The following is a 24996-nucleotide window of genomic DNA, read 5'->3' on the forward strand; positions in this document are numbered from 1 at the left end:
CCCCCCAGAGTGCGCGACTGGGAAAACCAGGCACTCATTACTGCGTTCCCGGAACTATAGACCCCCTTGACTGCGTTAAATGGATACTCAGAGTGCGTCGGTGGACCATCAAAGAGTGCGGTGCCCATCCTTACAAATCAATGATGGGCACGATCTGAGAAAAGGGACACGAATTTAAAAACTGACAAAGGGACAACCATTGATAGTCCGCAGGACGCACGGGGAGCGCCAACAGGCCACTTCGCATAATGTATATTATGTCAGGCCAAGCCTAGCAACCGACTACCTAACAGCCCCATTGTCTTCCTGCAGCTCCCGCTTGAACGGCACATCCGGCGGCGGTCTTGCAGTTGCCGGTTGATCGTTGAGATTCGGGTCGCTCAGGCCGCAGCCGCCGCCGAACTGCAGCAACGACACCACGCAACTGATCTTGGTGGTGGTTCCCGGGATCGGGATCTCGATCTTCTTCAGGCCGCGGCGCACCCATTCCTGCAGCAGCGACTGGTTTGGCATCCAGTACTTGTCCAGCGAGGTCGGCGTGTAACCGTACGGCGGACGTTTGAGCCAGGTGCCGCCCTGGGCGATCTGGTCGCGGGTCCAGGTATCGGTTTCGCTGCCTGGCGGCCCGCGGTCGCCAGCACCGTTGTCCGCATCGCCGGTTCCGGCGGCGACGTGGACGCTGCCGTCTGCGTTGAACATGCCATTGCGCGTTCCGTTGGCACCTGTTGCTTCGCCGGCGCGACGACGGTCGGATTTGCTCCAGTCGTCTGCATTGGCCGCAACATCCCAGCCGCCACTGCGATCTGCTGGCGCCGGGCCGGCATTGCTGGTCGCCGGCTTGGCTGCGGATGAGGCTGCTGCAGTAGTGCTGCTGGATTGCGCAGATCGCGCCGGATTCGCCTGCGCCTGGCTGGGCTGCGTGGAAGCTGCCGATGGCTGCGTCGCTGCAGTAGCCGACGCGGATGCTGCCGGCGACGGAGTCACCGGCGTCTGTTGGGCTGGTGCCGCCGGTGCCGGCTGGGGCGCCGGGTCCGGCACGCTTGGCAGTTCGGCCGTTCGAACGGCGACATCGGGCATGCGAACCGTCGGAGTGATCTCGTGACTGCGTACGGACGGCGCAACGACCTGTGGCCGGTCCGGCACGACGACTTCCCGCTCGCGCACCGTTGGCGCATTGGCAGCGCGCACCGCCACCGTGGCTGCAGGACGCTGCAATTCGCGCAGTTGCGGCTGTTCGGTGACGGTCTGGATATCGCGCTGGCGCACCTCGATCTGCGGCGCGGCCGGCGCAACCGGACGCGGAGTCACCGTGATCGTGGGCGGCGGCGGCACGACGAAGTCGTTCGTAGCCACCGGTGTTTCGGTGACCTGCAGCGGCGATTCAATCGTCACCGGCGGCACCTGCACGCTCACACGTGGCACCTCAGGCGCCACCGGTTCGCTGGCAGCGGCAGCCTCCGGTTCCGGCGCGATGTCCTGCGCCTGGGCAGTACTTGAAGGATCGACTGGTGGCTCGGCGGGCGCAGGCTCTGACGGTGCTGCACTCGCTTTGCTCGGCCTGCCGGTTGCAACGGACGCAGCGGATTGCGGCGCTAAAGCCGCATCGCCCGAGGCGGCCTGCGCCGCGTCAGCGGGCTGCCCTTGTCCACCGCCCTGCTCCGCCGCTCCGTCGCCGATGAAGGTCATGCGCACCCGCGATTCGTCGCCGGTCTTAGTGTCATCCGGCGCCCAGCGCACCGTGACGACCCAGATCAGCAGTGCGATGAAACCGAGATGGATCAACAGGCTAGCGAGCAGCGCCAGCCAGTGTTGCGGCCGTTGGTCCTTCGGCCGCGGCTCCCAGTGCTGCCACCACAGGCTGCGAAATGCCTGGAACGGCGACAACAGCAACGCCATGCCAGCACCTGCAGGCGACGCTGGCCGTGCCAGCAGCACGCCCATCACCTGGTCATCGTCGAACGCAGCCGCCGGCCCGATGCGACTACTCATCCAGGTTGCCCAGCCGTAAGGCAGGCCGGCGCGCCGATCCAGGATGAGCTTGCCCGGCATGCGCGCGCGCAATGCCTGCAGCAGATCGGCGGCCGTGGTCACCGGTGGCGCGGAATCAGGCCGCGCTGTCGCGCGGAATATACGGCGCGTCGCCGGTGGCGTGATCGGTCGCGTCGCGCACCGCAATCACGCCGGGCACGCGCCCCATCAAGGTCTTCTCGATGCCCTGCTTCAAGGTTACATCGGCCATGCCGCAGCCGTGGCAACCGCCGCCGAAGCGCAGCAGCACGACACCCTCCGCCGAGACCTCCTGCACCGCCACACGGCCACCATGCGATGCCAACTGCGGGTTGATCTCGTTCTCCACCACCCAGCGCACGCGCTCCACCATCGATGCGGAGTCCGCCGGCGCTTCGCCCTTGATCTTGGGCGCCTTGATGGTGAGCTGCTGGTTGCCGGTGGACTGGGTGACGTAGTCGATTTCGGCGCCATCCACCCAGGGCACGCTGGCGGCGACGATATACAAGGTGAAGCCGTCGCAGTCGATCGCCCATTCGTCACCGCTCAGGTCCGCCGGTTCGGCGAACTCGAGCCGGGCGTCGGCGCGCGGGGTGCCGGCGTCCACTGCGCTCAGGCGCACGCCCATGCCGGGCACGCCCTCACGTTCGATGAGCTTGCGGAAATAGGTTTGGGCTTTGTCGGATATCTGGATCATGGGGTTATTCTACCGCTCAATGCGCCTGCGCTCATGGAACACCGTGATCCTGAGTGAACGCGCTGTCCGCCACCCCTGCGAGACTGTCATGACCGATCTGATTCCCCTGGAACAGGCCCACTGCCTGCCGCGCAAGGGCAGCGACCACAAGCTCGGCGAAGCGCGCCTGGCCGAATTGCTGCCGCAGGTGCCAGGCTGGGAGCTGGCCGAACTGGGCACGGCGATCACCCGCACGTTCCGCTTTGCCGACTATTACCGCACGCTGGCCTTCGTCAACGCGCTGGCGTGGATCGCCCACCGCGAAGACCACCACCCCGACCTGGGCGTGCATTACGACCGCGTGGTGGTGCGCTATTCCACCCACGACGTCGGCGGATTGAGCGAAAACGACTTCATCTGTGCGGCCAAGGCCGCCCAGCTCTACGACCAAGGAGCCACCCCATGACCCCGTCTCGCACCGCCCTCGCCGGCCTGTTCATTGCCGTCGGCATCAGCGGCTGTGGCAAGTCGTCGCAGCCGCCGGCCGCGCCGGCGGTGGCTCCGACCGAACTGGCCGCCTTGAAGACGCCGCCGCCGGAATACTCCCCGCAACTGGCCTGTGCCGGCATCGGCGGCACTGCCGTGCTCCGGGTGGTGGTTGGTGTCGAAGGCACCCCGACCGACGTCTCGGTCGCGCAAAGCAGCGGTCAGCCGGTGCTGGACGAAGCCGCGCAAAAACGCGTGCGCGAGTGGAAATTCCGGGCCGCGACGCGCAATGGCCAGGCGGTGCCGCAGACGATCCAGGTGCCGGTCGCCTTCAAGCCGCCGGTGCCGCGCCCGGACGAATGCTTTGCCATCGAAGAGCGGGCGCGTCGAGGCGGCTGAGCCGCTGTTGATACGTTGCGCGAGCAGACGCGGCGGCGGTAACCCGCCGGCGCGCCGCCCCCAACGCCGAGCACCGCGCAGGCCTGCAGCAGCGCCAGGCACCGCAGTGTTCGCCAGCTGTCAGCGTGCACGCGCCAGGCCTGCCGCGTCAGACACCACGTGTTCGTCATCCAGGCATGGCCATCCTGCAGGCGCAGCGTGGCCATGCGCAAAGTGCGCAGCAGCAGTCGCCACGCTCCCCGCAGGTCGGTTCCATTCCACGAGGTCGTGCGTCACATGCTCGAAGTGTCATCCCACAATGTCTGGACCGCATTTGCGGTCACGCTGGCAGCTGGCCTGGCGACCGGACTCGGCAGCCTGATGGTCGTGTTCTCCAAGAAGCCCAATCCGCGCCTGCTGGCGTTCGGGCTGGCATTTGCCGGCGGCGCGATGGTGTACGTATCGCTGTCGGAGATTCTCAACAAATCGATCGCTTCGTTCTCCAACGCCTATAACGACAAGCTCGGCTTCACCTTCGGCACGCTGGCGTTTCTGGGGGGCATGCTGTTGATCATGGTGATCGACCGCCTGGTGCCCAACCCGCACCAGAGCCTGTCCAGCGATGATCCGCTGTTCCGCGACGACAACCGGGCCTATATCCGCCGGGTCGGCCTGATGACGGCCATCGCCATCACCGCGCACAATTTCCCCGAAGGCCTGGCAACCTTCTTCGCCACGCTGGAAAGCCCCGCGGTCGGCATGCCGCTCGCGTTCGCCATCGCCATCCACAACATTCCCGAGGGCATCGCCATTGCGGTGCCGGTGTACTTCGCCACCCGCAACAAGTTCTACGCCTTTGGCGCCAGCCTGCTCAGCGGACTGGCCGAACCGATCGGCGCCGGCATCGGCTATCTGGCCTTGTCCAGCGTGCTGTCCGAAGCGGTGTTCGGCACCGTCTTCGGCCTGATTTCCGGGGTGATGGTGTTCCTGGCACTGGACGAATTGCTGCCGGCCGCCAAGCGCTACGCGCAGGGCCACGAGACGGTCTACGGCCTGGTCGCCGGCATGGGCACGCTGGCGATCAGCCTGGTGTTGTTCCGCTTCGCCACGCCCTAGCGCGGCCTGCGACGACCACGCGACGTGGGAGCGAGACGCGATTGCCCGATTCAATCGGTTCAGTTCGCATGCCGAGGTTTGTGAGTCGCCATTCCCCTGACGAGCGCGGGTTCCGCTCTACCGGCAGGATCGTGACCCGCACAGCCGCACATGGCGCGGGTGCGGCCCCAGCATCCGCGCCGATGTAGCCTCCCTGCCCGCCCTGGCTGCGTCAGCGCCCCAGCCGGTCCAATGCCTCGGCCAGCTCCGGCGCCAGCGGCGCGCTCAAGACGTAGGGCGTCTTGCCGCCGTCCAGCGTGAATTCCAGCGACGCGGCATGCAGGAACAAACGCTTCAGGCCGAGCTGGTCGCGCAGGCGCTTGTTGACCTCCCCCTCGCCGTACTTGTCGTCGCCGGCCACCGGGTGCCCCAGGTGCTGGGCGTGCACGCGGATCTGGTGGGTGCGGCCGGTTTCGATGCGGACTTCGCAATACGAGTGCCCGCCGCGCCGCTCCAGCAGCGTGAAGTGGCTCAGCGACGGCTTGCCGATCGCATTGACCTGCACATGCCGCTCGCCGCCCTGGCGCAGCCCGATGTGCAGTGGCGCATCGACCGTCATCACCCCGTCCGGCATGCGACCGACCAGCAAGGTCAGATAGCGCTTGGTGATGCCGCGGCCCTCGACGCGGTCGTCCTCCCGCATCAAGGCCTGCATTTCGGTCAGCGCGGAGCGCTTTTTCGCCACGATCAACAGCCCGGAGGTATCGCGGTCGAGCCGGTGCACCAGTTCCAGGGTCTGGTTCGGCCGCAGCGCCCGCAGGGTCTCGATGGCGCCGAAGCTGATCCCGCTGCCGCCATGGCTGGCGACCCCGGATGGCTTGTTGAGCGCCAGCAGGCGCGCGTCCTCGAACACGATCGCCGCTTCCAGCCGCGCCAGGAACGACGACGGTGGCGCGGCCTTGTCGCCCTCTTCGGCAACGCGCACCGGCGGGATCCGCACTTCTTCGCCGCCTTCGAGCTTGCGCTCGGCCTTGGCCCGCCCGCCGTTCACGCGCACCTGGCCGCTGCGCACCAGCTTGTAGATCAGGCTGCGTGGCGCGCCCTTGAGCTGGCCGAGCAGGAAATTGTCCAGCCGCTGCCCAGCACGGTCTTGCGGAACTTTGAGAATACGCACGCCCACACGGTCGGCAGGCGGCTTGGGGGGCTGGGGGTCGGTCATCCGGCTCTTTATTCTGTTACACTCGGCGAGCGAGATAAGGGTTTGATTTCGTTGGAAGTTGATTGGCCAGAAGCCTGCCTTCCGATGATTCCGGCACAGTGCGCGACCACCGCCCCCGGGGCGGCCATGTTAGCGGCTCACCGGCCTGCCCGGCCATCGCCAGCGGTTTTTGACCGTTGCGCTGAACATGTCCCGTGCGCTGCCCCGGTTCTTCCGGACGCGGCTGCCGGCCCTGAAACACCTATAAAACTTAAGACAAGCGCTCCCGCGGCCTGCCGTGGTGTTGCAGCGCTGGAAACCCTGGTCAGGCCTGTCCGCGCGTTGCGCGAAGGGCCGACAAGCTGTTCCAGAGGCGAAACGTCACGGCGTTCCGCGCGGTAGAGCGCGAGAGGAACGCAATAATGAAGCGAATGCTGATCAACGCAACGCAGGCCGAAGAGCTGCGCGTGGCGATTGTGGACGGCCAGACCCTGTACGACATCGACATCGAACAGCCGTCCAAGGAACAGAAGAAGTCCAACATCTACAAGGGCCGTATCACCCGGCTCGAGCCCTCCCTGGAGGCGGCGTTCGTGGACTATGGCGCCGAGCGCCATGGCTTCCTGCCGCTGAAGGAAATCTCCCGCGATTATTTCCAGGCTGGCGTCGACCACAACAAGTCGACCATCCGCGAGTTGCTGCGCGAAGGCCAGGAAATCGTGGTGCAGGTCGACAAGGAAGAGCGTGGCAACAAGGGCGCCGCCCTGACCACGTTCATCTCGCTGGCCGGCCGCTACATGGTGCTGATGCCCAATTCGCCGAGCGCCGGTGGCGTCTCGCGCCGGATCGAAGGCGAAGACCGTGCCGCGCTGAAGGAAGCGCTGGACAAGCTCGACATCCCCGACGACATGGGCGTGATCATCCGCACCGCCGGTGTCGGCCGTGACGCCGAAGAGCTGCAGTGGGACCTGGACTACCTGCTGCAGACCTGGAAGGCGATCGCCGAGGCGGCGCTGAGCAAGCCGGCCGCGTTCCTGATCTACCAGGAATCGCGCCTGATCATCCGCGCCCTGCGCGACTACCTGCGCGCCGACATCGGCGAGATCCTGGTCGATACGCCGGAGCTGTACGCCGACGCCCAGGAGTTCATGCAGCAGGTGATGCCGCAGAGCCTGCGCAAGCTCAAGCACTACACCGACGACATTCCGCTGTTCAACCGCTTCCAGATCGAATCGCAGATCGAAGGCGCCTATGAGCGCAACGTGCGGCTGCCCTCGGGTGGCTCGATCGTGGTCGATCAGACCGAAGCGCTGACCGCCGTCGACGTGAACTCCTCGCGCGCCACCAAGGGCAGCGACATCGAGGAGACCGCCTTCCAGACCAATCTGGAAGCGGCCGAGGAAGTCGCCCGCCAGCTGCGCCTGCGCGACCTGGGCGGCTTGGTGGTGATCGACTTCATCGACATGGCCTCGACCAAGCACCAGCGCGAAGTCGAAAACAAGCTGCAGAACGCGCTCAAGTACGACCGCGCGCGCGTGCAGCTGGGCCGCATCTCGCGCTTTGGCCTGATGGAAATGAGCCGCCAGCGCCTGCGTCCGAGCCTGGGCGAATCCAGCCAGATCGTGTGCCCGCGTTGCGACGGCCATGGCCGCATGCGCAGCGTCGAGTCGCTGTCGCTGTCGATCATCCGCGTGGCCGAAGAGCACGCCATGAAGGAAAACACCGGACAGGTGCTGGTGCAGGCCCCGGTGGAGATCGCCAACTACCTGCTCAACGAAAAGCGCAGCGCGCTGCGTGAGATCGAGCAGCGTCACGAGTCGCCGATCATCATCGTCGCCGACGAACAGCTGCATACCCCGCACTACGAAGTCACCCGCCTGCGTGAGAACGAGCTGGGCGAAGACAGCGGCAAGCCGAGCTACCAGCGCGGCACCCCGCGCAAGTTGCCGGTACATGCGCTGACCAAGGCACAGTTGAATATCCCGGCTGCGCCGGCAGTGACCTCGATCAAGCCGAGCCAGCCGGCGCCGCTGCGTGAAGAGGCCCCTGCCCCGGTTGCCGCCGCACCTGCACCGGCACCGGTTCCGGTCGCGGCACTGCCGCTGCCCGCGCCGGTGACCGGTGTGGTCGGCTGGCTGAAGCGCATCTTCGGTGGCGTCGAGCCGGTCGCGCCTGCGCCCGAATCGACCCAGCGTCCGCGTCAGAACGATGCCGGCCGCAGCAGCCGTAACGAGCGTAGCGACCGTGGCGGTCAGCGTCGCGACGGCCGGGATGCCCGCAATGGTGGCAGTCAGCACCGCGGCAATGGCAACGGCAATGGCGCCAACAAGGAGCGTCGTGACGAGCGTCGCCAGCCGGCCAATGGCCAGGCTGCGCAGAACGGCGGGCAGGCGCAGCAGGTGCAGGTGCCCAAGCCGCCACGCGGCGAGGCACAGCAACCCAAGCAGCCGCAGCAGGCCCAGCAGCAGAAGCAGAAGCCGCAGAACCAGGCACCGCGCCCGCCGCGTGCAGCTGCACAGCAGCAGGACGGCGCGCCGTCTGAACGGCAGCAGCGCCCTGCGCGTCAGGACGAAGGCACTGCCTCGGCGCAGACGCTGACCTCCACGGCCGCAACCGCCACGACTGCGACCGTGGTCGCGGCGATTGCGGAAACCGCGGCACCGGCAACGCAGGCCTCGGCACATGAGGCTGCGCCGGCACACCCGGTCGAGGTCATCGTGACCGAAGCGCATGCCGATCGCGGCACCGACGCGAATGCGGACGGCCAGGCACCGGAGGCGGCAGGCGATGATGCGGCCAATGGCGAAGGCGGCAGCCGTCGTCGTCGCGGTCGTCGCGGTGGCCGTCGTCGCCGTCGCGGCGCTGGTGCAAACGGCGAAGGCGGCAGCGGCGTCGATGGTCTGGAAACGGACGATCTGGACGGCGATGCCGAGGGCGATCTCGATAGCGACACCGAGAGCGACGATGCCGGTGCGCAGGTCCACACCTCTGCTGCCCCGCGCGCCGGACAGCCGGAGTTCGACTTCGACGATGACGCGACCACGCCCGCGGTAGCGGCACGCACCAAGCCGGAGTCCAGCACTCCGGCAGCAGTGAAGCCGCGCCCGGTACCGAAGGAACGTGCGGAAGCGCCGCTGGCGGCCGACACGACGTCGACCACGGCGCCGGTTTCCAACGCCACGCCGTCGTTCGAACAGCAAGCTGCAAGCCCTGCAGTGACCGCAGCCGAACAGGCACGTGGCGATGCACCGGCGGCCTCTCCGGCACCGGCTGCAACAGTCCCGGCTGGCAATGCAGCGCCAGCTGCAGCGCAACCGGCTGTGCAGGCTCCGGCCAATGCACCGCGTCCGCAAGCGCCTCAGGCTCCGGTCGTTGCGCAGGAATCGGCGAACCCGCAGGCCCAGCCTCCGGTTGCCGCGTCGACTCCGTCCGCTGCGTCGAGCCCGGTTGCCGCTTCGGCCCCGGTTGCGACGTCGGCGGCGGCTCCTGCTGCAGCTTCGCCTGTCGAGACTGCCGCTTCCTTGGCAGAGCCTTCGTCCAAGCCGACGATGCGGTCAACACCGGCGGCGTCGGTATCGGCCGACGCTGCAGCGCCGGCCGTTGCTGGGCAGGAAGTTGCCCGGCAGGAACAGGCAGCACCGGTAGCCGCCGCGGCAGCAACGCACGCGGAGCCGGCGAAGACCGACGCAACGCCGGCAGCTGGCAGCGTTCCCAAGCCGGTCGCTGCTGCGCCGTCGAGCGCCCAGGCGAACGTGGTGACATCCAAGCCGCCGCATGCCGAGCCGTCAACAGCGGAAAGCCCGGCAACCGATGTTGCCGCGACGTCCACCACCACGGTGCCGCAGACCTCCCCGTCTGCCGACGCTGCGCCGGCACGCAAGCCGTACGCTCCGGTGCAGACCACGCTGCTGGACGCCTTGGCTCCGGCCGATGCAACCGCGGCGACACTGCCACAGGCCGAAACGCCGGTGCCCTACAAGGCGCCCGAGCGGCCGGCATCGGTCGCACCCGTGGTGCCTGCAGACGCCACCGAGCCGACTGCCGACAAGCCGAAGCCGACCGTCGTCGTGTCCGAGGCGGTGAAGCCGGCAGATGCATCGCCTAACGGCGATGACGCCCAGGCGCAGCAAGACGACACCAACAAGCCGCGCGGCGATCACTGATCGTCTCCCGGCCGGTTGAACCTGCCTGGGTAAATCCGGGCAGGTGGCGTCAGACAAGGCGGCCTTCGGGCCGCCTTTTTTTATGCGTACAGCAGTGTCATGCCGGCATTCAGGCTCCCGGCAACAGCACGTTATGCGGCAGCATCCGACCGCCGCATCTGCAAGATCGGACCCGAGGAACTTGGCTTACAGGGTGCGCGCCGGGTCGGTCAGGCCGTACTGATTGGCCAGACGCGCCAGGGCGATGTTGTCCTGGATGCCGACCTTTTCGAACAGGCGCGCCTTGTGGGTGTTGATGGTCTTGGCGCTGAGGTTCAGGCGCTTGGCGATGTCTTCCTGGCGCAGGCCCTGGGTCAGCAACAGGGCGACCTCCAGTTCGCGCGGCGATAGCGCATCGAACGGCGAGCTGCCCCCTTCCAGATTGGACAGGGCCAGATTCTGCGCAATGGTATTGCCGAGATAGCGCCGGCCCAGTGCGACTTCGCGCACCGCACGCAGCAGTTCCTGCGCATCGCCGCCCTTGCCGACATAGCCAGATGCGCCAGCTTCAAGCAGACGCTTGGGCAATGGGCCGTCTTCCAGCACCGACACGATGATGACGCGGGTGCCATAATCGCCCTTGACGATGCGCTCGGTGATTTCCAGGCCGCTGACACCGGGCAGATGCAGGTCGCAGAGCACGATCTCGGGTTTGAGCTGGCGAATTTGCGGCAAGGCCGCCTCCCCGCTCTCCGCTTCTCCCACCACATCGATGTCCACTTCCTTGGACAGGATCATCTTCATGCCGGTACGCACGAGTGCATGATCGTCGATCAGAAAAACTCTGATGGTCATCCTTGTTGTCCTCGCTGTGCGGCTGGCTGATGCAGCCTATCTCCGTGAATAATTCAGGGCAAGCTCGATGCGACGTATTACATTTGAGTAAGAATGCGACGCACTCTGCCGCCGCGTGTCATGGCAGGCATTGAATGCACGATCGCGGCATGATCGGATGATGCGAGCGCCCCCAATGCGCGAACATCGGGCAATTCACTCGCCCCCGGTCAGATTTTTCCTGCTTCGGTGCTGCACTCGGCGTCCACCAAGGGGCGCAGTTGCGCATCGAGTGCAACGCGCTCGTCGAACACGAAGCAGCGGCCGTCGTAGCCTTCGCCACCGACCTCTTCGAAGTAGCCGAGGATGCCGCCTTCAAGCTGCAGCACGTTGTCCATGCCGTCGGCCTGCATCCACAGCGCAGCTTTCTCGCAACGGATGCCGCCGGTGCAGAAGCTGACCACGGTGGCATCGGCCAATGCAGCGCGATGCGGTTCCAGCGCAGCCGGCAAGTCGGTGAACTTGTCGATCGGCAGCGTCAACGCTCCCTGGAACGTGCCGTACGCGACTTCCTGGGCATTGCGCGTGTCCAGCAGCACCAACGGGCGGCCGCGATCGTCGCGCCCTTCCTGCATCCACGCGCGCAGCGTGGCGGGCGTCACTGCCGGCGCACGGCCCTGCAGCGGCGAGGCATCGTCGCGGCGGAAGCTGATGATCTCCGGCTTGACCTTCACCTTGAGCCGCGCAAACGGCTGCGACGCGCTCAGGCTGTACTTGATGCGCATCTGTGCAAAACGCGGATCGGCCTGCAGCCACGCGTAGAACGTGCCGACCTGTTCGGCTTCGCCGGCCAGAAACAGGTTGATCCCCTCTCCGGCCACCAGCACCGATCCTTTCAAGGCCTGCTGCCCGGCCTGCGCGAGGACGCTGTCGGCGAGCGACTGCGGATCCTGGATGGTGACGAACTGGTAGGCAGCGGTATTGGTGATCATGCGGCCATTTTAAGCCGATGCGGCCGCAGGTGCGATCAGCCACGCAGCAGCAGGAACGGCAGCAGCACCAGCGAGGCGACAACCAGCATGCCGATCAACGTGGCAATCACGAACAGCGGGCGCTTGCGCAGCAGCGCGCCGAAGGTTTCGGCGGTGCCGGCAGCGAGCGCATCCTGGCGTTGTGCGCGCGCGAGGGCACCCCGCTGCGCCTGGTACGCATCCATCGCCGCCTTGGCGCGCGGGTAGTCGGCATCGTCGCTGAGCCAGATGCCACCGGCGGAAATGCCCCAGTTACTGGGCCGAGTTTCGTAGATCGGTATGAGATGCTCGCGCATCAGCGCCCGTACCTCGTCGGCCTCGTCATCGGGAACATTGCGCAGATTGAGCAGCAGCTTGGCCATGGGCGCGATGATACCGGGAGCCGGATGCGATAATGGCGCACTTCCCTTGCCGGACCCTCCCATGCGCCTTCTGTTGACGCTTTGTGCTGCCCTGCTGCTCGCAGGCTGTACGCCCGCCCTGCCGCCGTCCGGCGGCACCATCGCCGCGTTCGAGCGGATCGACCGCAATGTCGGTACCGGTGCCGAAGCCACGCCGGGCGCGCTGGTCACCGTGCACTACACCGGCTGGCTGTACGACGAAAAAGCCGCCGACAAGCACGGCAAGAAGTTCGACAGCTCGCTTGATCGCGCCGAGCCATTCCAGTTCGCGCTGGGCGGCCGTCAGGTGATCCGCGGCTGGGACGAGGGCGTGGCCGGCATGCGCGTGGGCGGCAAGCGTACCCTGATGATTCCACCCGAGTACGGCTATGGCGACAACGGCGCAGGTGGGGTGATTCCGCCCGGCGCGTCGCTGGTGTTCGACGTGGAATTGCTTGGCGTGCAGCCGCGCTGAAGGCCTGAGCAATGACGGATGCGAGCAAGCGGCGGCTGGCGGTGATCGGTGGTGGGCCGGCCGGTCTGATGGCTGCAGAAGCGGCGTGTGCGGCGGGCCTGGCGGTCGACCTGTACGAAGCCAAGGGGTCGGTGGGACGCAAGTTCCTGATTGCCGGCAAGGGCGGGCTGAACCTCACCCACTCCGATCCGATGCCGGTGTTTGCGCAGCGCTATCGCGAGCGCACCGATGCAGTCGCCTCGTGGCTGCAGGCGTTCGATGCAGACGCGCTGCGTGCCTGGGCGCGCGACCTGGGCGTGGAAACCTACGTCGGCAGTTCCGGACGCGTGTTCCCGATGGATCGCAAGGCCGCACCGTTGTTGCGCGGCTGGGTGCGCCGACTCAAGGAACAGGGCGTGGCGTTTCATGTGCAGCATCGCTGGCTTGGCTGGAGCGACGACGGTGCGTTGCGCTTCCACTCGCCCACCGGCGACGTCGAACGCACTGCAGATGCCGTGGTGCTGGCGCTCGGTGGCGGCAGCTGGCCGCAGCTCGGTTCCGATGGTCTTTGGCAACCGGTGCTGCAGGAACGCGGCATTGCGGTGGCACCGCTGGTACCGGCCAACTGCGGCTTCGACATCGCCTGGAGTGCGCATTTCGTGCAGCGACATGCCGGTGCGCCACTCAAACCCGTGGTTGCACACTGGCAGGACCGCCACGGCACGCCGCATCAGTTGCAGGGCGAGTGCGTGGCGACGTCCACCGGTATCGAGGGCAGCCTGATCTATGCGTTGGCTGCGGATCTTCGCGCGCAGATCGATGCGGATGGCGTGGCCGAGCTGGTGCTGGACCTGCTGCCCGGGCGCACGCTGGAACGCGTCAACGCCGAGCTGGAAAAACCGCGCAAGGGACGCAGTTTCAGCGAGCATCTGCGCCGTCAGCTCGGCATCGATGGCGTCAAGGCCGCCTTGCTCTACGAACATCTGGGCAAGCAGGCGGGCGACGATCCTGCGCTGGCAGCGCGCACGCTCAAGCGATTGCCGCTACGTCTGCTGCGGCCGCGCCCGCTTGCCGAGGCAATCAGCTCGGCCGGTGGTGTGCAGCTGGAGGCGCTGGATGCGCAACTGATGGCGCACGCGCAGCCCGGCGTGTTCTGTGCCGGCGAAATGCTCGACTGGGAAGCACCGACCGGTGGCTATCTGCTGACTGCCTGCTTTGCCAGCGGATTACGTGCCGCGCATGGCGCGGTGCAGTGGCTGCAGCGACCGGGCGACCGCGCTACAGGCGATCGCTGACCGCATTGCGCGGCCATACCGATTTGACGTCATAGATCACCGCACCGGGTTTGCCCAGCGCTGCGATGCGCTGCGCGTCGTAGTCGCGGTATTGCGCATGCGCCACTGCCAGCACCACGGCGTCGTAGGCACCCTCGTCCGCAAGCGCGCACAACTGCACGCCGGCATGATGCAGCGCTTCTGCAGGGTCGGCCCACGGGTCGCAGGTATCGACCTGCACGCCCGCAGCTTGCAGCAGCTGCACCAGTTCCAGCGCCCGGCTGTTGCGCAGGTCCGGGCAGTTCTCCTTGAAGGTGGCGCCCAGCACCAGCACCCTCGCCTGCGCAAGCACCACGCCACGCGTGGCCAGCATGCCGCAGACACGCTCGGCCACGTGCCGGCCGACGCGGTTGTTGACCTGGCGCGCGGTGTGGATCAGGTCCGGGTGGTAGCCCACGCTTTCGGACTTGTGCATCAGGTAATACGGATCCACCCCGATGCAGTGGCCACCGACCAGGCCGGGCCGGAACGGCAGGAAATTCCATTTGGTTCCGGCCGCCTCCAGCACATCCAACGTATCGATGCCCAACTTGTCGAAGATCAACGCCAACTCGTTGACCAGCGCAATGTTGACGTCGCGCTGGATGTTTTCGACCACCTTGGCGGCCTCGGCCACGCGCATCGATGGCGCCCGCCAGGTGCCGGCGGTGATGATGCCGGCATACAAGGCATCGACCGCATCGGCCGCTTCGGCGGTGGAGCCGGAAGTGATCTTGCGGATATCGCGCAGACGCCGCTGGCGGTCTCCCGGATTGACGCGCTCAGGGCTGTAGCCACAGAAGAAGTCGTCGTTGAAGCGCAAACCCGAGGCAGCTTCGAGCAAGGGCACGCAGACTTCTTCGGTGGTGCCCGGGTAGACGGTGGATTCGTAGATCACCAGGTCGCCGGGTTTGAGCGCGGCGGCGATCAGCGTGGTGGCACTGCGCAGCGGTTCCAGGTCGGGCTGCTCGAAGCTGTCGATCGGCGTCGGCACGGTGACGATGAAGATGCTGCACGCGGCCAGGTCCGCAGCGTTGGCGGTGTAGCGCAGGCGGGTGGCGGCGGCCAGCTCGGTGTCGTCCAGCTCCAGCGTGGCGTCATGGCCATCGCGCAATTGCCCGACCCGTTGCGCATCGATGTCGAAGCCCAAGGTGTCGCACTGTTCGCCGAAGGCGACGGCCAGCGGCAGGCCGACATAGCCCAGCCCGATCACGGCGATGCGGGCCTGCTGCGGAGCGAGTAACGTGGTGCTGGACATGCGGTTCCTTCAATCGTGCGCAGCCGGTTGCTGCGCGCCTGCGCGGTGGCAGCATAGCGCAGCCGACCATCGGGCCATCAGTGCGGCGCGCCTGCGACGCGGCGATTCACAATCGGCGCGCAATCAGGCACGCTATCGCAATGCCCGGGTGGCGAAACTGGTATACGCAAGGGACTTAAAATCCCTCAGCTGCAAGGCTATGCGGGTTCGATTCCCGCCCCGGGCACACGCTTATCGCGTTGCGAATCGCGCAACGCCATGCACGCACCGACTGGTCTCCCCAGTTGCGTTGTCGCTGCCATAGCGCATGGCGATCGGTCACACCTGTGCGTCGTGCTTGGGCAATGTATTGCGCGCCCTCAGGCAGCTCCCTGCCCCCGAAAATGATCGCAGGCGTCAATGCATATGCATCCCGGCCCGACGTGGAAGATCGCGAGCAGACCATGGATCGACGCTACCGCCGACGTCGACAGTGATGCGAAACTGCGTTGAACGAGATGGAGCTGCGCGCTTCTGCGTACCAGACGATCAACCAATAAAAAGCCCCGAATATCGTTTGATATCCGGGGCCTGAATTTGGAGCGGGAAACGAGACTCGAACTCGCGACCTCAACCTTGGCAAGGTTGCGCTCTACCAACTGAGCTATTCCCGCGTGGAGCAAAATTGTACAGCTTGTTACTTCGTTGCGCCAGTCCTGTCGTCGTTGCCGACGCATGAAAAACGCATGCAATGTGGAGGCCTGGGCCGGAATTGAACCGGCGTACGCGGATTTGCAGTCCGCTGCATAACCACTCTACCACCAGGCCGAAACATCAAACCCAAGGCATCCTGCCTTGAAACAACGAGACCTCGGGCAAGGGGCCTTGTCTACATCTGGAGCGGGAAACGAGACTCGAACTCGCGACCTCAACCTTGGCAAGGTTGCGCTCTACCAACTGAGCTATTCCCGCTTGGGAGGCGAAATTCTACAGCGAACAGCATCGCTGTCAACTATTGCTTTCGACTTTTTTCGGTTTGCTGGTGATCGCGGCTTTTTCGTCGGCACGCAGGCTCGGCCAGGCGGCCTGCAGGTACTGGAATCCCGACCACAGCGTCAGCAGCGCGGCGATCGCCAGCGTCCAGTAACCGGCGCGGAAGATCAGGTTGCCGAACCAGATTTCGTGCGTGGGCATCTGCCCCGGCGTGACCGAATACAGCAGGCATAGCAGCGCGACCATCTGCGCGGTGGTTTTGACCTTGCCGATCACCGCCACCCGCACCTTGGCGCGCTGGCCGATCTCGGCCATCCATTCCCGCAACGCCGACACCGCGATTTCACGTCCGACGATGACCGCCGCCCAGAACGCCATCCACGGCGTGGGGTGGCCCTGCACGATCAGGAACAATGCCACCGCGACCATCAACTTGTCGGCCACCGGGTCCAGGAATGCACCGAAGGCCGAATACTGGTGATAACGCCGCGCGACCCAGCCATCCAGCCAGTCGGTGATGGCGGCCAGCGCGAACACGCCGGCGGACGCGAAATTGGTCCAGGTGTACGGCAGGTAGAACACCACGACCAACACCGGGATCATCACGATCCTCAGCAGTGTCAGCCACGTGGGGATGGTCAACTTCATTACGGACTCGACTCGCCTGCCGCATCGGGAAGCGCCAGCCCGTGCAGGTTAGCGTAGATTCGCGCGGCAAGTGCGGCATTGACGCCCTCCACCCGCGCAATCTCGGCCTCGCCGGCGGCCTTGAGCCCGACCAGGCCGCCGAAATGCTTGAGCAGGCTCGCGCGCCGGCGCGGACCGATGCCGGGGATATCCTCGAGCTTGCTGGTCATGCGCGCCTTCTGGCGACGGCCACGGTGACCGGTGATCGCAAAACGGTGCGCTTCGTCGCGCACCTGCTGGATGAACTGCAGTGCCGGCGATGCCGCGCCCGGCCGCAGCTCGCGGCCATCGGCCATGATCAGCGCTTCATGCCCTGCCCTGCGTTCCTCGCCCTTGGCCACGCCGACCAGCAGCACGTTCTCGATGCCCAGATCGGCCAGCGCGCCCTTGGCCTGCGCCAGCTGACCGGCGCCGCCATCGATCAGCAGCACGTCGGGCAGTACGCCGTTTTCTTCCACCGCGCGTCGAAAACGCCGTTCGATGGCCTGACGCATTGCGGCGTAGTCGTCACCTGGCGTGATCCCGGAGATATTGAAGCGCCGGTATTGGCCGCGCACCGGCCCATTGGCATCGAACACCACGCAGGAGGCCACCGTCGCCTCGCCCATGGTGTGACTGATATCGAAGCACTCCACCCGCTTGACCTGCTCGGCCAGCCCCAGCATCTCGCGCAGTGCCTCGCTGCGTGCGTGCTGCGCGCTCTGGCTGGTGAGTTCGGTAACCAGGGTCAGCTGCGCATTGCGGGTGGCCAGCAGCAGGTAGCCGGCACGTTCGCCGCGCACGTTCCACTTCAACGTGACCTTGTGCTCGGCGGCGCTGCCGAGTGCGGCCTCGATCAGTTCGGCATCGGGAATTTCGCGATCGAGCAGGATCTCGCGCGGCGGCGAATGTTCTGCGTAGTACTGCGATACGAATGCAGCCAGGATTTCGTCCGCGCTGTCTTCGCCATTGGTCTTGGGAAAGAACGAGCGCGTGCCCAGGTTGCGGCCATCGCGAAAACTCAGCAGCAGCACGCAGGCCTGACTGGATTGCGTGGCGCAGGCCAGCACATCCAGATCCGCCGCGCGGCCGTCCACGTACTGGCGGTTCTGCATGCTGCGCAACGAGGACAGCAGGTCGCGCAGACGCGCGGCACGCTCGAACTCGAGCGCTTCGCTGGCCTGCTGCATCGAGTGCATGATCTCTTCGCCGAGCTGGTCGCTCTTGCCTTCCAGAAACATGGTGGCGCGGCGCACCGATTCGGCGTAGTCGGAAGCGGCGACCAGCTCCACGCAGGGCGCGCTGCAGCGGCCGATCTGATACTGCAGGCATGGCCGCGAGCGATTGCGGAACACGCTGTCCTCGCAACTGCGCAGCTTGAACAGCTTGTGCATCAGGCTCAACGTTTCGCGCACACCGGTAACGCCGGTGTACGGGCCGAAATAGCGCCCCTGCACGGCGCGCGGGCCGCGGTGCAAGGCGATGCGCGGCCACTGCTCACGCGTCAGCAGCACGTAGGGATAACTTTTGTCGTCGCGCAATGACACGTTGTAGCGCGGCGACAGCGACTTGATCAGCTGGTTTTCCAGCAGCAGCGCTTCGGCCTCGCTGCGGGTCACGGTGACGTCCATGCGCGCAACCTGCGACAGCATCGAGGTCAGCCGCGCATTCTTCGGCGTACCGTTGAAATAACTGCCTACACGCTTGCGCAACGCACCGGCCTTGCCGACGTACAGCAAGGTGTCGTCGCCCGCGTACATGCGGTAGACGCCGGGCGCAGTGCTCAGTTGGGCAGCAAACGCCTTTCCATCGAAATCGGCTTGGGGCCTTGCGTTCATTCTTCTATCGAAACATCGCGCAGTTCGCCGCTCGCCAGGTCGTAGCGCAACACGGCATGGGCATCGGTCTCGGCAATCCATACCGCGCCGGCGGCAACTGCCAGCCCGGCCGGGCCATGCAGGCGGCGTGGCAGCAAGACGGTGGTCAGTTCGCCGCCGCCCAGACGCAGGCAACGCAGGCGGCCGTTGCCGGTGTCGGCAATCCAGAGCATCGGCGAATCGGTAGCCAGGGCGATGGCTTGCGGAAACTGCAGGCGCGCCGTGCCGCGCGGGCCGTCCTCGTCGCCGAACTGCCAGGTGCCCTGCCCGCCGACCAGGGTCTGCACCAGATCGCCGCGCAATTGCATGGTGCGGATCGACGAACCCAGGCCATCGCAGACGTAGGCCACCTGCTGCACCGCGGCCAACCCGGCCGGCTGTGCGAACGCGGCCAGATGCCCGCTGCCATCGCGAATCTCGAGCGCGCCGGTACCGGCGCGTGCGCTCAGTGCGGCGCGACCCAGGTCATAGCTCCAGATGCGGTTGTCGCCCGCCATGGCGATCAATACCTGATTGTCGGCAACCGCCAGCCCTTGCGGGTAATGCAGCGCCGAGGCACCGGCGAACGCCAGCGGCCCCTCGACCGGCTCGCCGGAGCGCCCGGTGCCGCACAAGGTGTCGACCTGCCCGCTGCGCAGGTTGATGCGACGCAAGGCGTGATTGCCGGTGTCGGCGACATACAGCTGGTCGCGTTCCAGCGCCAGGCCCTGCGGACGCCGGAACGCCGCTTCACCGACGCCACCATCGATGAAGTCCGCGTTGCCATGGCCGAACTGACGCAGCACGCGGCCACCATGCGTGCATTCGAGCACGCGGTGATGACCGGTGTCGGCGATGTACAGGCGGTCCTCGGTGGCGGCAAGGCCAGTTGGAAACCGCAGTTCCAGGCGCGGCTCGGGGTCGCGCTCGGCGACCCCATGCAGATCGGCATCGGATGGCAGCTGCTGGCCTTCACATAATGCGACCAGTGCCTTGTCGAGATCGCCAGTCACGCCGACCAGGCGCTGACGCTCGCGGCCGTAGGCATCGAGCAGCACCAGCGTGGGCCAGGATTCGATGCCGAAACGGCGCCAGGTCTCCCAGTCCCTGTCGAGCAAAATGGGGGCGCTGACACCATGACCGCGCAGCTGCTTGAGTGCGCGTTGCGGCTCGCGTTCGCTGTCAAAGCGCGGCACCTGCACCACGATCACCTGCAGCCGGCCGGGGCTGCGGGCCTGCCAGTGCGCCAGCTCGGCCAGGCGCTCGGCGCACCACACCGAGCTGGCATTGACGAATGCCAGCACCAGTGCACGCCCGCGATGCTCCTGCAGCGTGGATGGCCTGGCGTTGAGCCAGGTAGGAAATTCCGGCAGTTCCTGGGTGAGCTGGGCAGTCATATCGTAATTATGCCCAAGCCCGATTAGCGGCGGGTGAGCCTGGCCACGGTCTGGCGCGCAGCGGTATCGACCAGTTGCCAGGCACGCTCGAAATCGTCCATGCCACCGGTGTAGGGGTCGGGGATTTCGTCGCGCTCTTCCACACCCGCCCAGGGCAGCCACAAGGCCAGCTTGTCGCGCAGCGGCGCCGGGGCGAGGCGTTGCAGATCACGCAGATTGCTGCCATCGGCGCACAGCAGCCAGTCGAAGTGCTCGAAGTCTGCCGTACGCACCTGGCGCGCGCGCAATCCGGAGATGTCCACGCCATGGCCGCGTGCACAGCGAATCGCGCGCGGATCGGGTGGGTCGCCGGCATGCCAGTCGCCGGTACCGGCCGAATCGACCTCGATCCGCAGCGACAAGCGCGCCTCGTCCAGCCGCGCACGCAGGGCGCCCTCGCCCATTGGCGAGCGGCAGATGTTGCCCAGGCACACGATCAGCACCCTCATGCCGACGCCAGGCGGGTTTGCGCGCGCGCCAGATCGTCCGGGGTATCGATGCCCGGCGGAAACTGCTCGGGCGTCACTGCCACCGCGATGCGGTAGCCGGCCTCCATCACGCGCAGTTGTTCCAGTGACTCGATGCGCTCCAGCATGCCGGGCGGCATTGCGGCAAAGCGCTGCAGAAACCCCGCACGGTAGGCATAGATCCCGATGTGGCGCAGCCACTGCCCGTCACCGGGCAAGGTGTCGGGCTGACTGGCAAAGCTGTCGCGATGCCAGGGAATCGGCGCGCGGCTGAAATACAAGGCGTCGCCGCCAGCACTACGCACCAGCTTGACCACATTGGGATCGAACAGCTCATGCGCGTCGTCGACCTGTGCGGCCAGCGTGGCCATCTCGGCACCGGAATGCAGCAGCAGCTGGGCCACCGCACGGATGCCGGCCGCCGGCGCGAACGGCTCGTCGCCCTGCAGGTTCACCACGCAGGTGTCGGCCTCCCAGCCGGCGATCCGCGCGCACTCGGCAAGCCGGTCGGTTCCCGATACGTGCGCATTGCCGGTCATCGCCACATGCACGCCGGGCAGGCCGTCGATCACCTCGGCAATGCGCGCATCGTCGGTGGCCACCCAGACCTCGCGCGCCCCGGCCAGCAATGCCCGCTCGGCCACATGCTGGATCATCGGGCGATCGCCGATCAATTGCAGCGGTTTGCCCGGCAAGCGCGTGGAAGCGTAGCGCGCGGGAATGGCGACGACGAAATCTGCAGGCGTTGTGGCGGTCATGCGTGCGTGCTCTGGAAGGCAGGAAGAGTTGAAGAAACGAGATAACCGAATCGCATGATGTCGTTGTGTGATTGAGCGAAGTCGCGGTGTTCAGTTTGGCAGCGATGCCCTACATAGCACTAGCACGCCGATGCATGCACTGCTCGCACATGCACACCGATCATCGTGATTGGTCCTTGCCCACCCACCGTCGCGGGACCTTACGCGGCATGGATGCCGCGTAAGAGCCTATATGGATGTACTTGCGGCGTGTCCCGCGACGGTGGGTGGGCAAGGGCCCTGCAACCAAGCCGCAGATCACCACTACCGGCGCAGCGTTCAAACGCCTTGCCGACTCGCCAACTTGTCCAGGCGATCCAGCAGACTCACCCAGAACGCCGCCGGCAACTCTGCCTTGAGCGGTACGCTGTACAGCCACTCGTCGGCGAAGGGCCGGCATTTGACCGCGTCTTTTTCGGTCATCAGCACCGGCAGGCGGCTGCCGAAACTGAAGTCGGCGGCGCGATAGACGTGGTGATCGGGAAAGGCATGCGGCACCACACCGATGCCGCGCGCGCGCAGCATCGCGAAGAAGCGTTCCGGATGCGCAATCCCGGCCACTGCATGCACGCGCTGGCCGGCCAGCCTGCTCAATGGCTGAGCGCGCTTGCCATCCATCGGTTGCACGCTGTCGATGCTCAGGCGCATCTGCCATTCGCCGAATCCGGCGTCATCGGGCGCGGGCACGGGTGTCGTCGTCGCTGCGCTGGCCTGGCCCAGATTGACCACGCGGAAATCGCAGTCGCGCGCACGCGCCGCCGGCTCGCGCAACGGCCCGGCCGGCAACAGGCGCCCGTTGCCGTAACGGCGCTGGCCATCGACCACTTCGATCTCCACATCGCGGGCGAGCCGGTAGTGCTGCAGCCCGTCGTCGCAGACGACGATGTCGCAGCCTGCTTCGACCAGGGCGCGCGCCGCGGCCAGGCGATCGCGGTCCACGCGCACGCGCGCGCCGGTTTTCCAGGCGATCAGTACCGGCTCGTCGCCGCCGAGCGCCACCGGCGTGTCCGCCTCGACCCAGCGTGCAGTATCCGACGCCTCGCGGCCATAACCGCGACTGGCGACGCCGGGCGTCCAGCCGGCTTCCTGCAACTTGGCGACCAGGGCAATCGTCAACGGGGTCTTGCCGGTGCCGCCGGCGGTGACGTTGCCCACCACGATCACCGGCACCGGCACGCCGTGGCGCTTGCGCCAGCCGCGGCGATACAGCGCGCGTCGCAGCGCGATGGCAGCACCGTAGACCGGCGCCAGCAGGCGCGCCGACAGCGGAATCGGCGCATTGTCGTACCAGTAGCCCGGCGTGCGGGCGCCGCGCTTGCTCATGCCTGACGTTCGCGAAACTGCATGCCGTGCAGATGCGAGTACAAGCCACCCTGCTCCAGCAATTGGCGATGCGTGCCGCGCTCGACGATGCGACCCTGGTCCATCACCAGCACCTGGTCGGCATGCTCGATCGTGGACAGGCGGTGCGCGATCACCAGGGTGGTACGGTCCGGCATCAATTTATGCAGGGCGTCCTGCACCAGGCGTTCGGATTCGTTGTCCAGCGCCGCAGTGGCTTCGTCCAGGATCAGGATCGGCGCGTCCTTGAGCATCGCGCGCGCGATCGCCAGACGCTGGCGCTGGCCACCGGACAGGCGCCCGCCCTTGGTGCCCACGTGCGACTGCAGCCCTTCGGGCAGCTGCGCGACGAACTCCATCGCATTGGCACCCAGAATCGCGCGTTCCAGCTGGCCGGCGTCGGCACTGCGCATTTCGCCATAGGCGACGTTGTCGGCGATGCTGCCATCGAACAGCATCACCTGCTGGCCGACCAGGGCGATCTGCCGACGCAGATCGGCCAATGCGTACGCCTGCACCGGGTGCCCGTCGAGCAGGATCTGCCCGGACTCTGCCTCGTAGAAGCGCGGAATCAACTTGATCAGGCTAGACTTGCCGCTGCCGGAACGCCCGACGATCGCGGTCACCGTGCCCGGCTGCGCCACGAAACTGACCTCGGCCAGGGCCGGATTCACCTGCCCCGGATAACGCGCAGTGACGTTGCGGAACTCGATCAAGCCCTTGGCGCGCGTCAGCGGCACCGTGCCCTGATCCGGCTCGTCGGCACTGTCGAGCACCGAGAACAGGCGCTCGGCCGAGGCCAGGCCGCGCTGCACCATGTTCTGCACATTGGTGAGCTGCTTGAGCCCGGGAATGATCGTCAGCATCGAGGTCATCAGCACCACGAAATCACCTGCGGTCAGCCGCCCGGCCAATGCCTGCGCACCAGCCACGAACAGCAGCGCCGACAGACCGATCGCGCCGATCATCTGCACCGTGGCGGTGGAAATGCCGCGCGTGGATTCGACCTTCATCGCCAGCCGCAGATTGCGGTCGGCCAGCGCGCCATAGCGCTCCATTTCGGTCTGCTGGGCACCGTAGATCTTGACCTCCTGGTGGCTGGACAAGGTCTGGTCGGCCGCCTGCAGCAGATGCGCGCCGCTTTCCTGGATGCTGTGGCTGATGCGCCGGTAGCGCCGCGCCACCTTGTCCATCACCCAGGCCAGCACCGGTGCCAGCACCAGGATGGTCAGCGTGACCTGCCAGCTATGCCACAGCATCAGCGCCAACGCGCCGATCACCTGCAGCGACTGCTGGATCATCACCTTGACCGCATCCACCGCCGCCTGCGCCACCTGATCCGAGTCCGAGCCCAGGCGGATCAACATCGACGGGACCGGCTCGGAATCGAAGCGCGACCCCGGCAGGCGCAGGTATTTGGACATCACCTTGACGCGCAGATCGCGCGCGATGCTGCGTGCGGATTTGCCCATCGCCATATCGGTGATGTAGCCGGCGACCCCGCGCACCACGAACAACAGGATGATCTGCACCGGCAGCCAGCGGCTGACCTCGGCATTCTTGTAGATGAAGGTCTCGTCGGTGATCGGCTTCATCAACGCCAGGAAGCCGGTCGTGCCGGCCGCTTCGATCAGCGCGGCAATCAGCGCGGCGACCAGCAACAGGCGATACGGCTTGGCGAAGGCCAGCAGGCGACGGTACGTGCGCCAGGACGAGACTGGCGCCGGGCGGTCGTTGGAGGTGGTCACTGGCGGGTTCCGTTAGTGCGTGTGTGGCCGGGTGTGGGTGTGGTGCCGGCCTGCGGCGCTGTGGCGATCGCGATGCGGCGGAAGCCGAGCTGCCCCAGCGCATCCTGCGCGGTCACCACCGCCTGATACGGTGTACGCGCATCGGCGCGCATCAACACCGTCTGCTCGCGGTCGTCACCGGCGATCTGGGCAATGGTCTGCTTGAGCGAATCCACATCCGAACGCAGCACTTCCTGATCGTTGATGAAATAACGCCCGTCGGCATTGACCAGTACGCTCAATGAACGCGGCGGCGCGCTGGTGTGTTGGTCGCTGGCGGTCGGCAGCTGCAATTGCAGCGTGGAGCGTGCGTCGAAGGTCGTGGTCACCACGAAAAAGATGATGAGGACAAGGATCACGTCAATCAATGGCACCAGATCGATATGCGGCTCGTCCTGGCGTCGGTCACTGCCGATGCGCAT

Annotated in this window: 21 protein-coding genes and 4 tRNA genes; 7 read left to right on the top strand and 18 right to left on the bottom strand. The window is 66.3% G+C overall.

The genetic code is table 11. The annotated features are described in order from the left end of the window. Window positions 1–282: 282 nt before the first annotated feature. On the bottom strand, window positions 283–2091 hold the full coding sequence (locus tag EO174_RS02550) for a transmembrane repetitive protein (protein WP_126942060.1): 1809 nt from the start codon (window positions 2089–2091) through the stop codon (window positions 283–285). 13 nt (window positions 2092–2104) lie between these two features. After that, window positions 2105–2704: an NfuA family Fe-S biogenesis protein gene (locus EO174_RS02555; protein WP_039815233.1), complete on the bottom strand. Its 600-nt coding sequence runs from the start codon at window positions 2702–2704 to the stop codon at window positions 2105–2107. Between the two features lie 88 nt (window positions 2705–2792). Here EO174_RS02555 and EO174_RS02560 point away from each other — a divergent pair, with 88 nt between their 5' ends. The 3 genes from EO174_RS02560 (at window position 2793) to zupT (ending at window position 4663) form a co-directional block, all read left to right on the top strand. Continuing rightward, the gene (locus EO174_RS02560; protein ID WP_046342783.1) at window positions 2793–3149 is read left to right on the top strand and encodes a 4a-hydroxytetrahydrobiopterin dehydratase; all 357 of its coding nucleotides are present in this window, start codon (window positions 2793–2795) and stop codon (window positions 3147–3149) included. Then, window positions 3146–3568: an energy transducer TonB gene (locus EO174_RS02565; protein ID WP_104582585.1), complete on the top strand. Its 423-nt coding sequence runs from the start codon at window positions 3146–3148 to the stop codon at window positions 3566–3568. The genes EO174_RS02560 and EO174_RS02565 overlap by 4 nt, the downstream gene beginning before the upstream one ends. 276 nt (window positions 3569–3844) lie before the next feature. Continuing rightward, window positions 3845–4663, top strand: a complete 819-nt coding sequence (gene zupT / locus EO174_RS02570) for a zinc transporter ZupT (RefSeq protein ID WP_104582584.1) — start codon at window positions 3845–3847, stop codon at window positions 4661–4663. A gap of 211 nt (window positions 4664–4874) precedes the next feature. Here the strand turns inward: zupT and EO174_RS02575 are convergent, their stop codons facing one another. Further along, on the bottom strand, window positions 4875–5861 hold the full coding sequence (locus EO174_RS02575; RefSeq protein WP_126942062.1) for an RluA family pseudouridine synthase: 987 nt from the start codon (window positions 5859–5861) through the stop codon (window positions 4875–4877). Between the two features lie 410 nt (window positions 5862–6271). Between EO174_RS02575 and EO174_RS02585 the strand changes: the two genes are divergently transcribed. Continuing rightward, entirely contained in the window at window positions 6272–10003 is a 3732-nt protein-coding gene (locus EO174_RS02585; protein WP_164740063.1) for an Rne/Rng family ribonuclease, read from the top strand. Between the two features lie 186 nt (window positions 10004–10189). On the opposite strand, the gene EO174_RS02590 is transcribed toward EO174_RS02585, so the two are convergent. The 3 genes from EO174_RS02590 to EO174_RS02600 all read right to left on the bottom strand — a co-directional run bounded on the left by EO174_RS02590 (window position 10190) and on the right by EO174_RS02600 (window position 12209). Beyond that, window positions 10190–10837, bottom strand: coding sequence for a response regulator (locus EO174_RS02590; protein ID WP_016904564.1), 648 nt, complete (start codon window positions 10835–10837; stop codon window positions 10190–10192). 209 nt (window positions 10838–11046) lie between these two features. Next, window positions 11047–11808 carry a sulfurtransferase gene (locus EO174_RS02595; protein ID WP_126942066.1) on the bottom strand — a complete coding sequence of 254 codons (762 nt, stop codon included), beginning with the start codon at window positions 11806–11808 and terminating at the stop codon, window positions 11047–11049. A gap of 35 nt (window positions 11809–11843) precedes the next feature. Further along, the gene (locus tag EO174_RS02600) at window positions 11844–12209 is read right to left on the bottom strand and encodes a DUF6164 family protein (RefSeq protein WP_126942068.1); all 366 of its coding nucleotides are present in this window, start codon (window positions 12207–12209) and stop codon (window positions 11844–11846) included. Window positions 12210–12270: 61 nt separating this feature from the next. On the opposite strand from EO174_RS02600, the gene EO174_RS02605 reads away from it, so the two are divergent. Beyond that, a complete protein-coding gene (locus EO174_RS02605; RefSeq protein WP_164740055.1) occupies window positions 12271–12702 on the top strand; it encodes an FKBP-type peptidyl-prolyl cis-trans isomerase in 432 nt (143 codons plus the stop codon). Window positions 12703–12713: 11 nt separating this feature from the next. Continuing rightward, window positions 12714–13976, top strand: a complete 1263-nt coding sequence (locus EO174_RS02610; RefSeq protein ID WP_126942070.1) for a TIGR03862 family flavoprotein — start codon at window positions 12714–12716, stop codon at window positions 13974–13976. Here the strand turns inward: EO174_RS02610 and EO174_RS02615 are convergent. Next, window positions 13960–15252 (bottom strand): nucleotide sugar dehydrogenase, encoded by a 1293-nt coding sequence (locus EO174_RS02615; protein WP_126942072.1) that lies wholly within the window; start codon window positions 15250–15252, stop codon window positions 13960–13962. The genes EO174_RS02610 and EO174_RS02615 overlap by 17 nt on opposite strands. A gap of 142 nt (window positions 15253–15394) precedes the next feature. On the opposite strand from EO174_RS02615, the gene EO174_RS02620 reads away from it, so the two are divergent. Beyond that, a tRNA-Leu gene (locus tag EO174_RS02620) sits at window positions 15395–15478 on the top strand. Between the two features lie 351 nt (window positions 15479–15829). Here EO174_RS02620 and EO174_RS02625 read toward each other — a convergent pair. The 11 genes from EO174_RS02625 to EO174_RS02675 all read right to left on the bottom strand — a co-directional run bounded on the left by EO174_RS02625 (window position 15830) and on the right by EO174_RS02675 (window position 24996). Next, window positions 15830–15905 (bottom strand) — tRNA-Gly (locus EO174_RS02625). An 80-nt stretch (window positions 15906–15985) separates the two neighbouring features. Further along, window positions 15986–16059: transfer RNA gene (locus EO174_RS02630), tRNA-Cys, on the bottom strand. 68 nt (window positions 16060–16127) lie between these two features. Beyond that, window positions 16128–16203 (bottom strand) — tRNA-Gly (locus EO174_RS02635). Between the two features lie 36 nt (window positions 16204–16239). Further along, window positions 16240–16872, bottom strand: a complete 633-nt coding sequence (gene pgsA / locus EO174_RS02640) for a CDP-diacylglycerol--glycerol-3-phosphate 3-phosphatidyltransferase (RefSeq protein WP_016902574.1) — start codon at window positions 16870–16872, stop codon at window positions 16240–16242. Beyond that, the gene (gene uvrC, locus EO174_RS02645; protein WP_126942074.1) at window positions 16872–18728 is read right to left on the bottom strand and encodes an excinuclease ABC subunit UvrC; all 1857 of its coding nucleotides are present in this window, start codon (window positions 18726–18728) and stop codon (window positions 16872–16874) included. The genes pgsA and uvrC overlap by 1 nt, the downstream gene beginning before the upstream one ends. Further along, the gene (locus tag EO174_RS02650; RefSeq protein WP_164740056.1) at window positions 18725–20143 is read right to left on the bottom strand and encodes a hypothetical protein; all 1419 of its coding nucleotides are present in this window, start codon (window positions 20141–20143) and stop codon (window positions 18725–18727) included. The genes uvrC and EO174_RS02650 overlap by 4 nt, the downstream gene beginning before the upstream one ends. Window positions 20144–20166: 23 nt before the next feature. Continuing rightward, complete coding sequence (locus EO174_RS02655) at window positions 20167–20631, bottom strand: low molecular weight protein-tyrosine-phosphatase (RefSeq protein ID WP_104582574.1); 465 nt, start codon at window positions 20629–20631, stop codon at window positions 20167–20169. After that, window positions 20628–21407 (bottom strand): 3-deoxy-manno-octulosonate cytidylyltransferase, encoded by a 780-nt coding sequence (kdsB, locus tag EO174_RS02660; RefSeq protein ID WP_126942076.1) that lies wholly within the window; start codon window positions 21405–21407, stop codon window positions 20628–20630. Before kdsB ends, EO174_RS02655 begins: the two co-directional genes overlap by 4 nt. A gap of 318 nt (window positions 21408–21725) precedes the next feature. Then, complete coding sequence (gene lpxK / locus EO174_RS02665; RefSeq protein WP_119131912.1) at window positions 21726–22769, bottom strand: tetraacyldisaccharide 4'-kinase; 1044 nt, start codon at window positions 22767–22769, stop codon at window positions 21726–21728. Beyond that, window positions 22766–24535, bottom strand: coding sequence for a lipid A export permease/ATP-binding protein MsbA (gene msbA / locus EO174_RS02670; RefSeq protein ID WP_104582571.1), 1770 nt, complete (start codon window positions 24533–24535; stop codon window positions 22766–22768). Before msbA ends, lpxK begins: the two co-directional genes overlap by 4 nt. After that, a complete protein-coding gene (locus tag EO174_RS02675) occupies window positions 24532–24996 on the bottom strand; it encodes a biopolymer transporter ExbD (protein ID WP_104582570.1) in 465 nt (154 codons plus the stop codon). The genes msbA and EO174_RS02675 overlap by 4 nt, the downstream gene beginning before the upstream one ends.

The organism is Xanthomonas sp. BRIP62418, assembly GCF_003993495.1.
Taxonomy (GTDB): Bacteria; Pseudomonadota; Gammaproteobacteria; order Xanthomonadales; family Xanthomonadaceae; genus Xanthomonas; species Xanthomonas euroxanthea.

Excerpts from the sequence above, each read along its gene's own strand:
- EO174_RS02675 (WP_104582570.1), bottom strand. The coding sequence starts at position 24,996 with ATGCGCATCGGCAGTGACCGACGCCAGGACGAGCCGCATATCGATCTG.
- pgsA (WP_016902574.1), bottom strand. The coding sequence starts at position 16,872 with ATGAAGTTGACCATCCCCACGTGGCTGACACTGCTGAGGATCGTGATG.
- EO174_RS02655 (WP_104582574.1), bottom strand. The coding sequence starts at position 20,631 with ATGAGGGTGCTGATCGTGTGCCTGGGCAACATCTGCCGCTCGCCAATG.
- EO174_RS02590 (WP_016904564.1), bottom strand. The coding sequence starts at position 10,837 with ATGACCATCAGAGTTTTTCTGATCGACGATCATGCACTCGTGCGTACC.
- EO174_RS02575 (WP_126942062.1), bottom strand. The coding sequence starts at position 5,861 with ATGACCGACCCCCAGCCCCCCAAGCCGCCTGCCGACCGTGTGGGCGTG.
- EO174_RS02605 (WP_164740055.1), top strand. The coding sequence starts at position 12,271 with ATGCGCCTTCTGTTGACGCTTTGTGCTGCCCTGCTGCTCGCAGGCTGT.
- EO174_RS02595 (WP_126942066.1), bottom strand. The coding sequence starts at position 11,808 with ATGATCACCAATACCGCTGCCTACCAGTTCGTCACCATCCAGGATCCG.
- kdsB (WP_126942076.1), bottom strand. The coding sequence starts at position 21,407 with ATGACCGCCACAACGCCTGCAGATTTCGTCGTCGCCATTCCCGCGCGC.
- EO174_RS02650 (WP_164740056.1), bottom strand. The coding sequence starts at position 20,143 with ATGACTGCCCAGCTCACCCAGGAACTGCCGGAATTTCCTACCTGGCTC.
- EO174_RS02565 (WP_104582585.1), top strand. The coding sequence starts at position 3,146 with ATGACCCCGTCTCGCACCGCCCTCGCCGGCCTGTTCATTGCCGTCGGC.
- EO174_RS02615 (WP_126942072.1), bottom strand. The coding sequence starts at position 15,252 with ATGTCCAGCACCACGTTACTCGCTCCGCAGCAGGCCCGCATCGCCGTG.
- EO174_RS02560 (WP_046342783.1), top strand. The coding sequence starts at position 2,793 with ATGACCGATCTGATTCCCCTGGAACAGGCCCACTGCCTGCCGCGCAAG.
- EO174_RS02600 (WP_126942068.1), bottom strand. The coding sequence starts at position 12,209 with ATGGCCAAGCTGCTGCTCAATCTGCGCAATGTTCCCGATGACGAGGCC.
- zupT (WP_104582584.1), top strand. The coding sequence starts at position 3,845 with ATGCTCGAAGTGTCATCCCACAATGTCTGGACCGCATTTGCGGTCACG.
- uvrC (WP_126942074.1), bottom strand. The coding sequence starts at position 18,728 with ATGAACGCAAGGCCCCAAGCCGATTTCGATGGAAAGGCGTTTGCTGCC.
- EO174_RS02585 (WP_164740063.1), top strand. The coding sequence starts at position 6,272 with ATGCTGATCAACGCAACGCAGGCCGAAGAGCTGCGCGTGGCGATTGTG.
- lpxK (WP_119131912.1), bottom strand. The coding sequence starts at position 22,769 with ATGAGCAAGCGCGGCGCCCGCACGCCGGGCTACTGGTACGACAATGCG.
- EO174_RS02610 (WP_126942070.1), top strand. The coding sequence starts at position 12,714 with ATGACGGATGCGAGCAAGCGGCGGCTGGCGGTGATCGGTGGTGGGCCG.
- EO174_RS02555 (WP_039815233.1), bottom strand. The coding sequence starts at position 2,704 with ATGATCCAGATATCCGACAAAGCCCAAACCTATTTCCGCAAGCTCATC.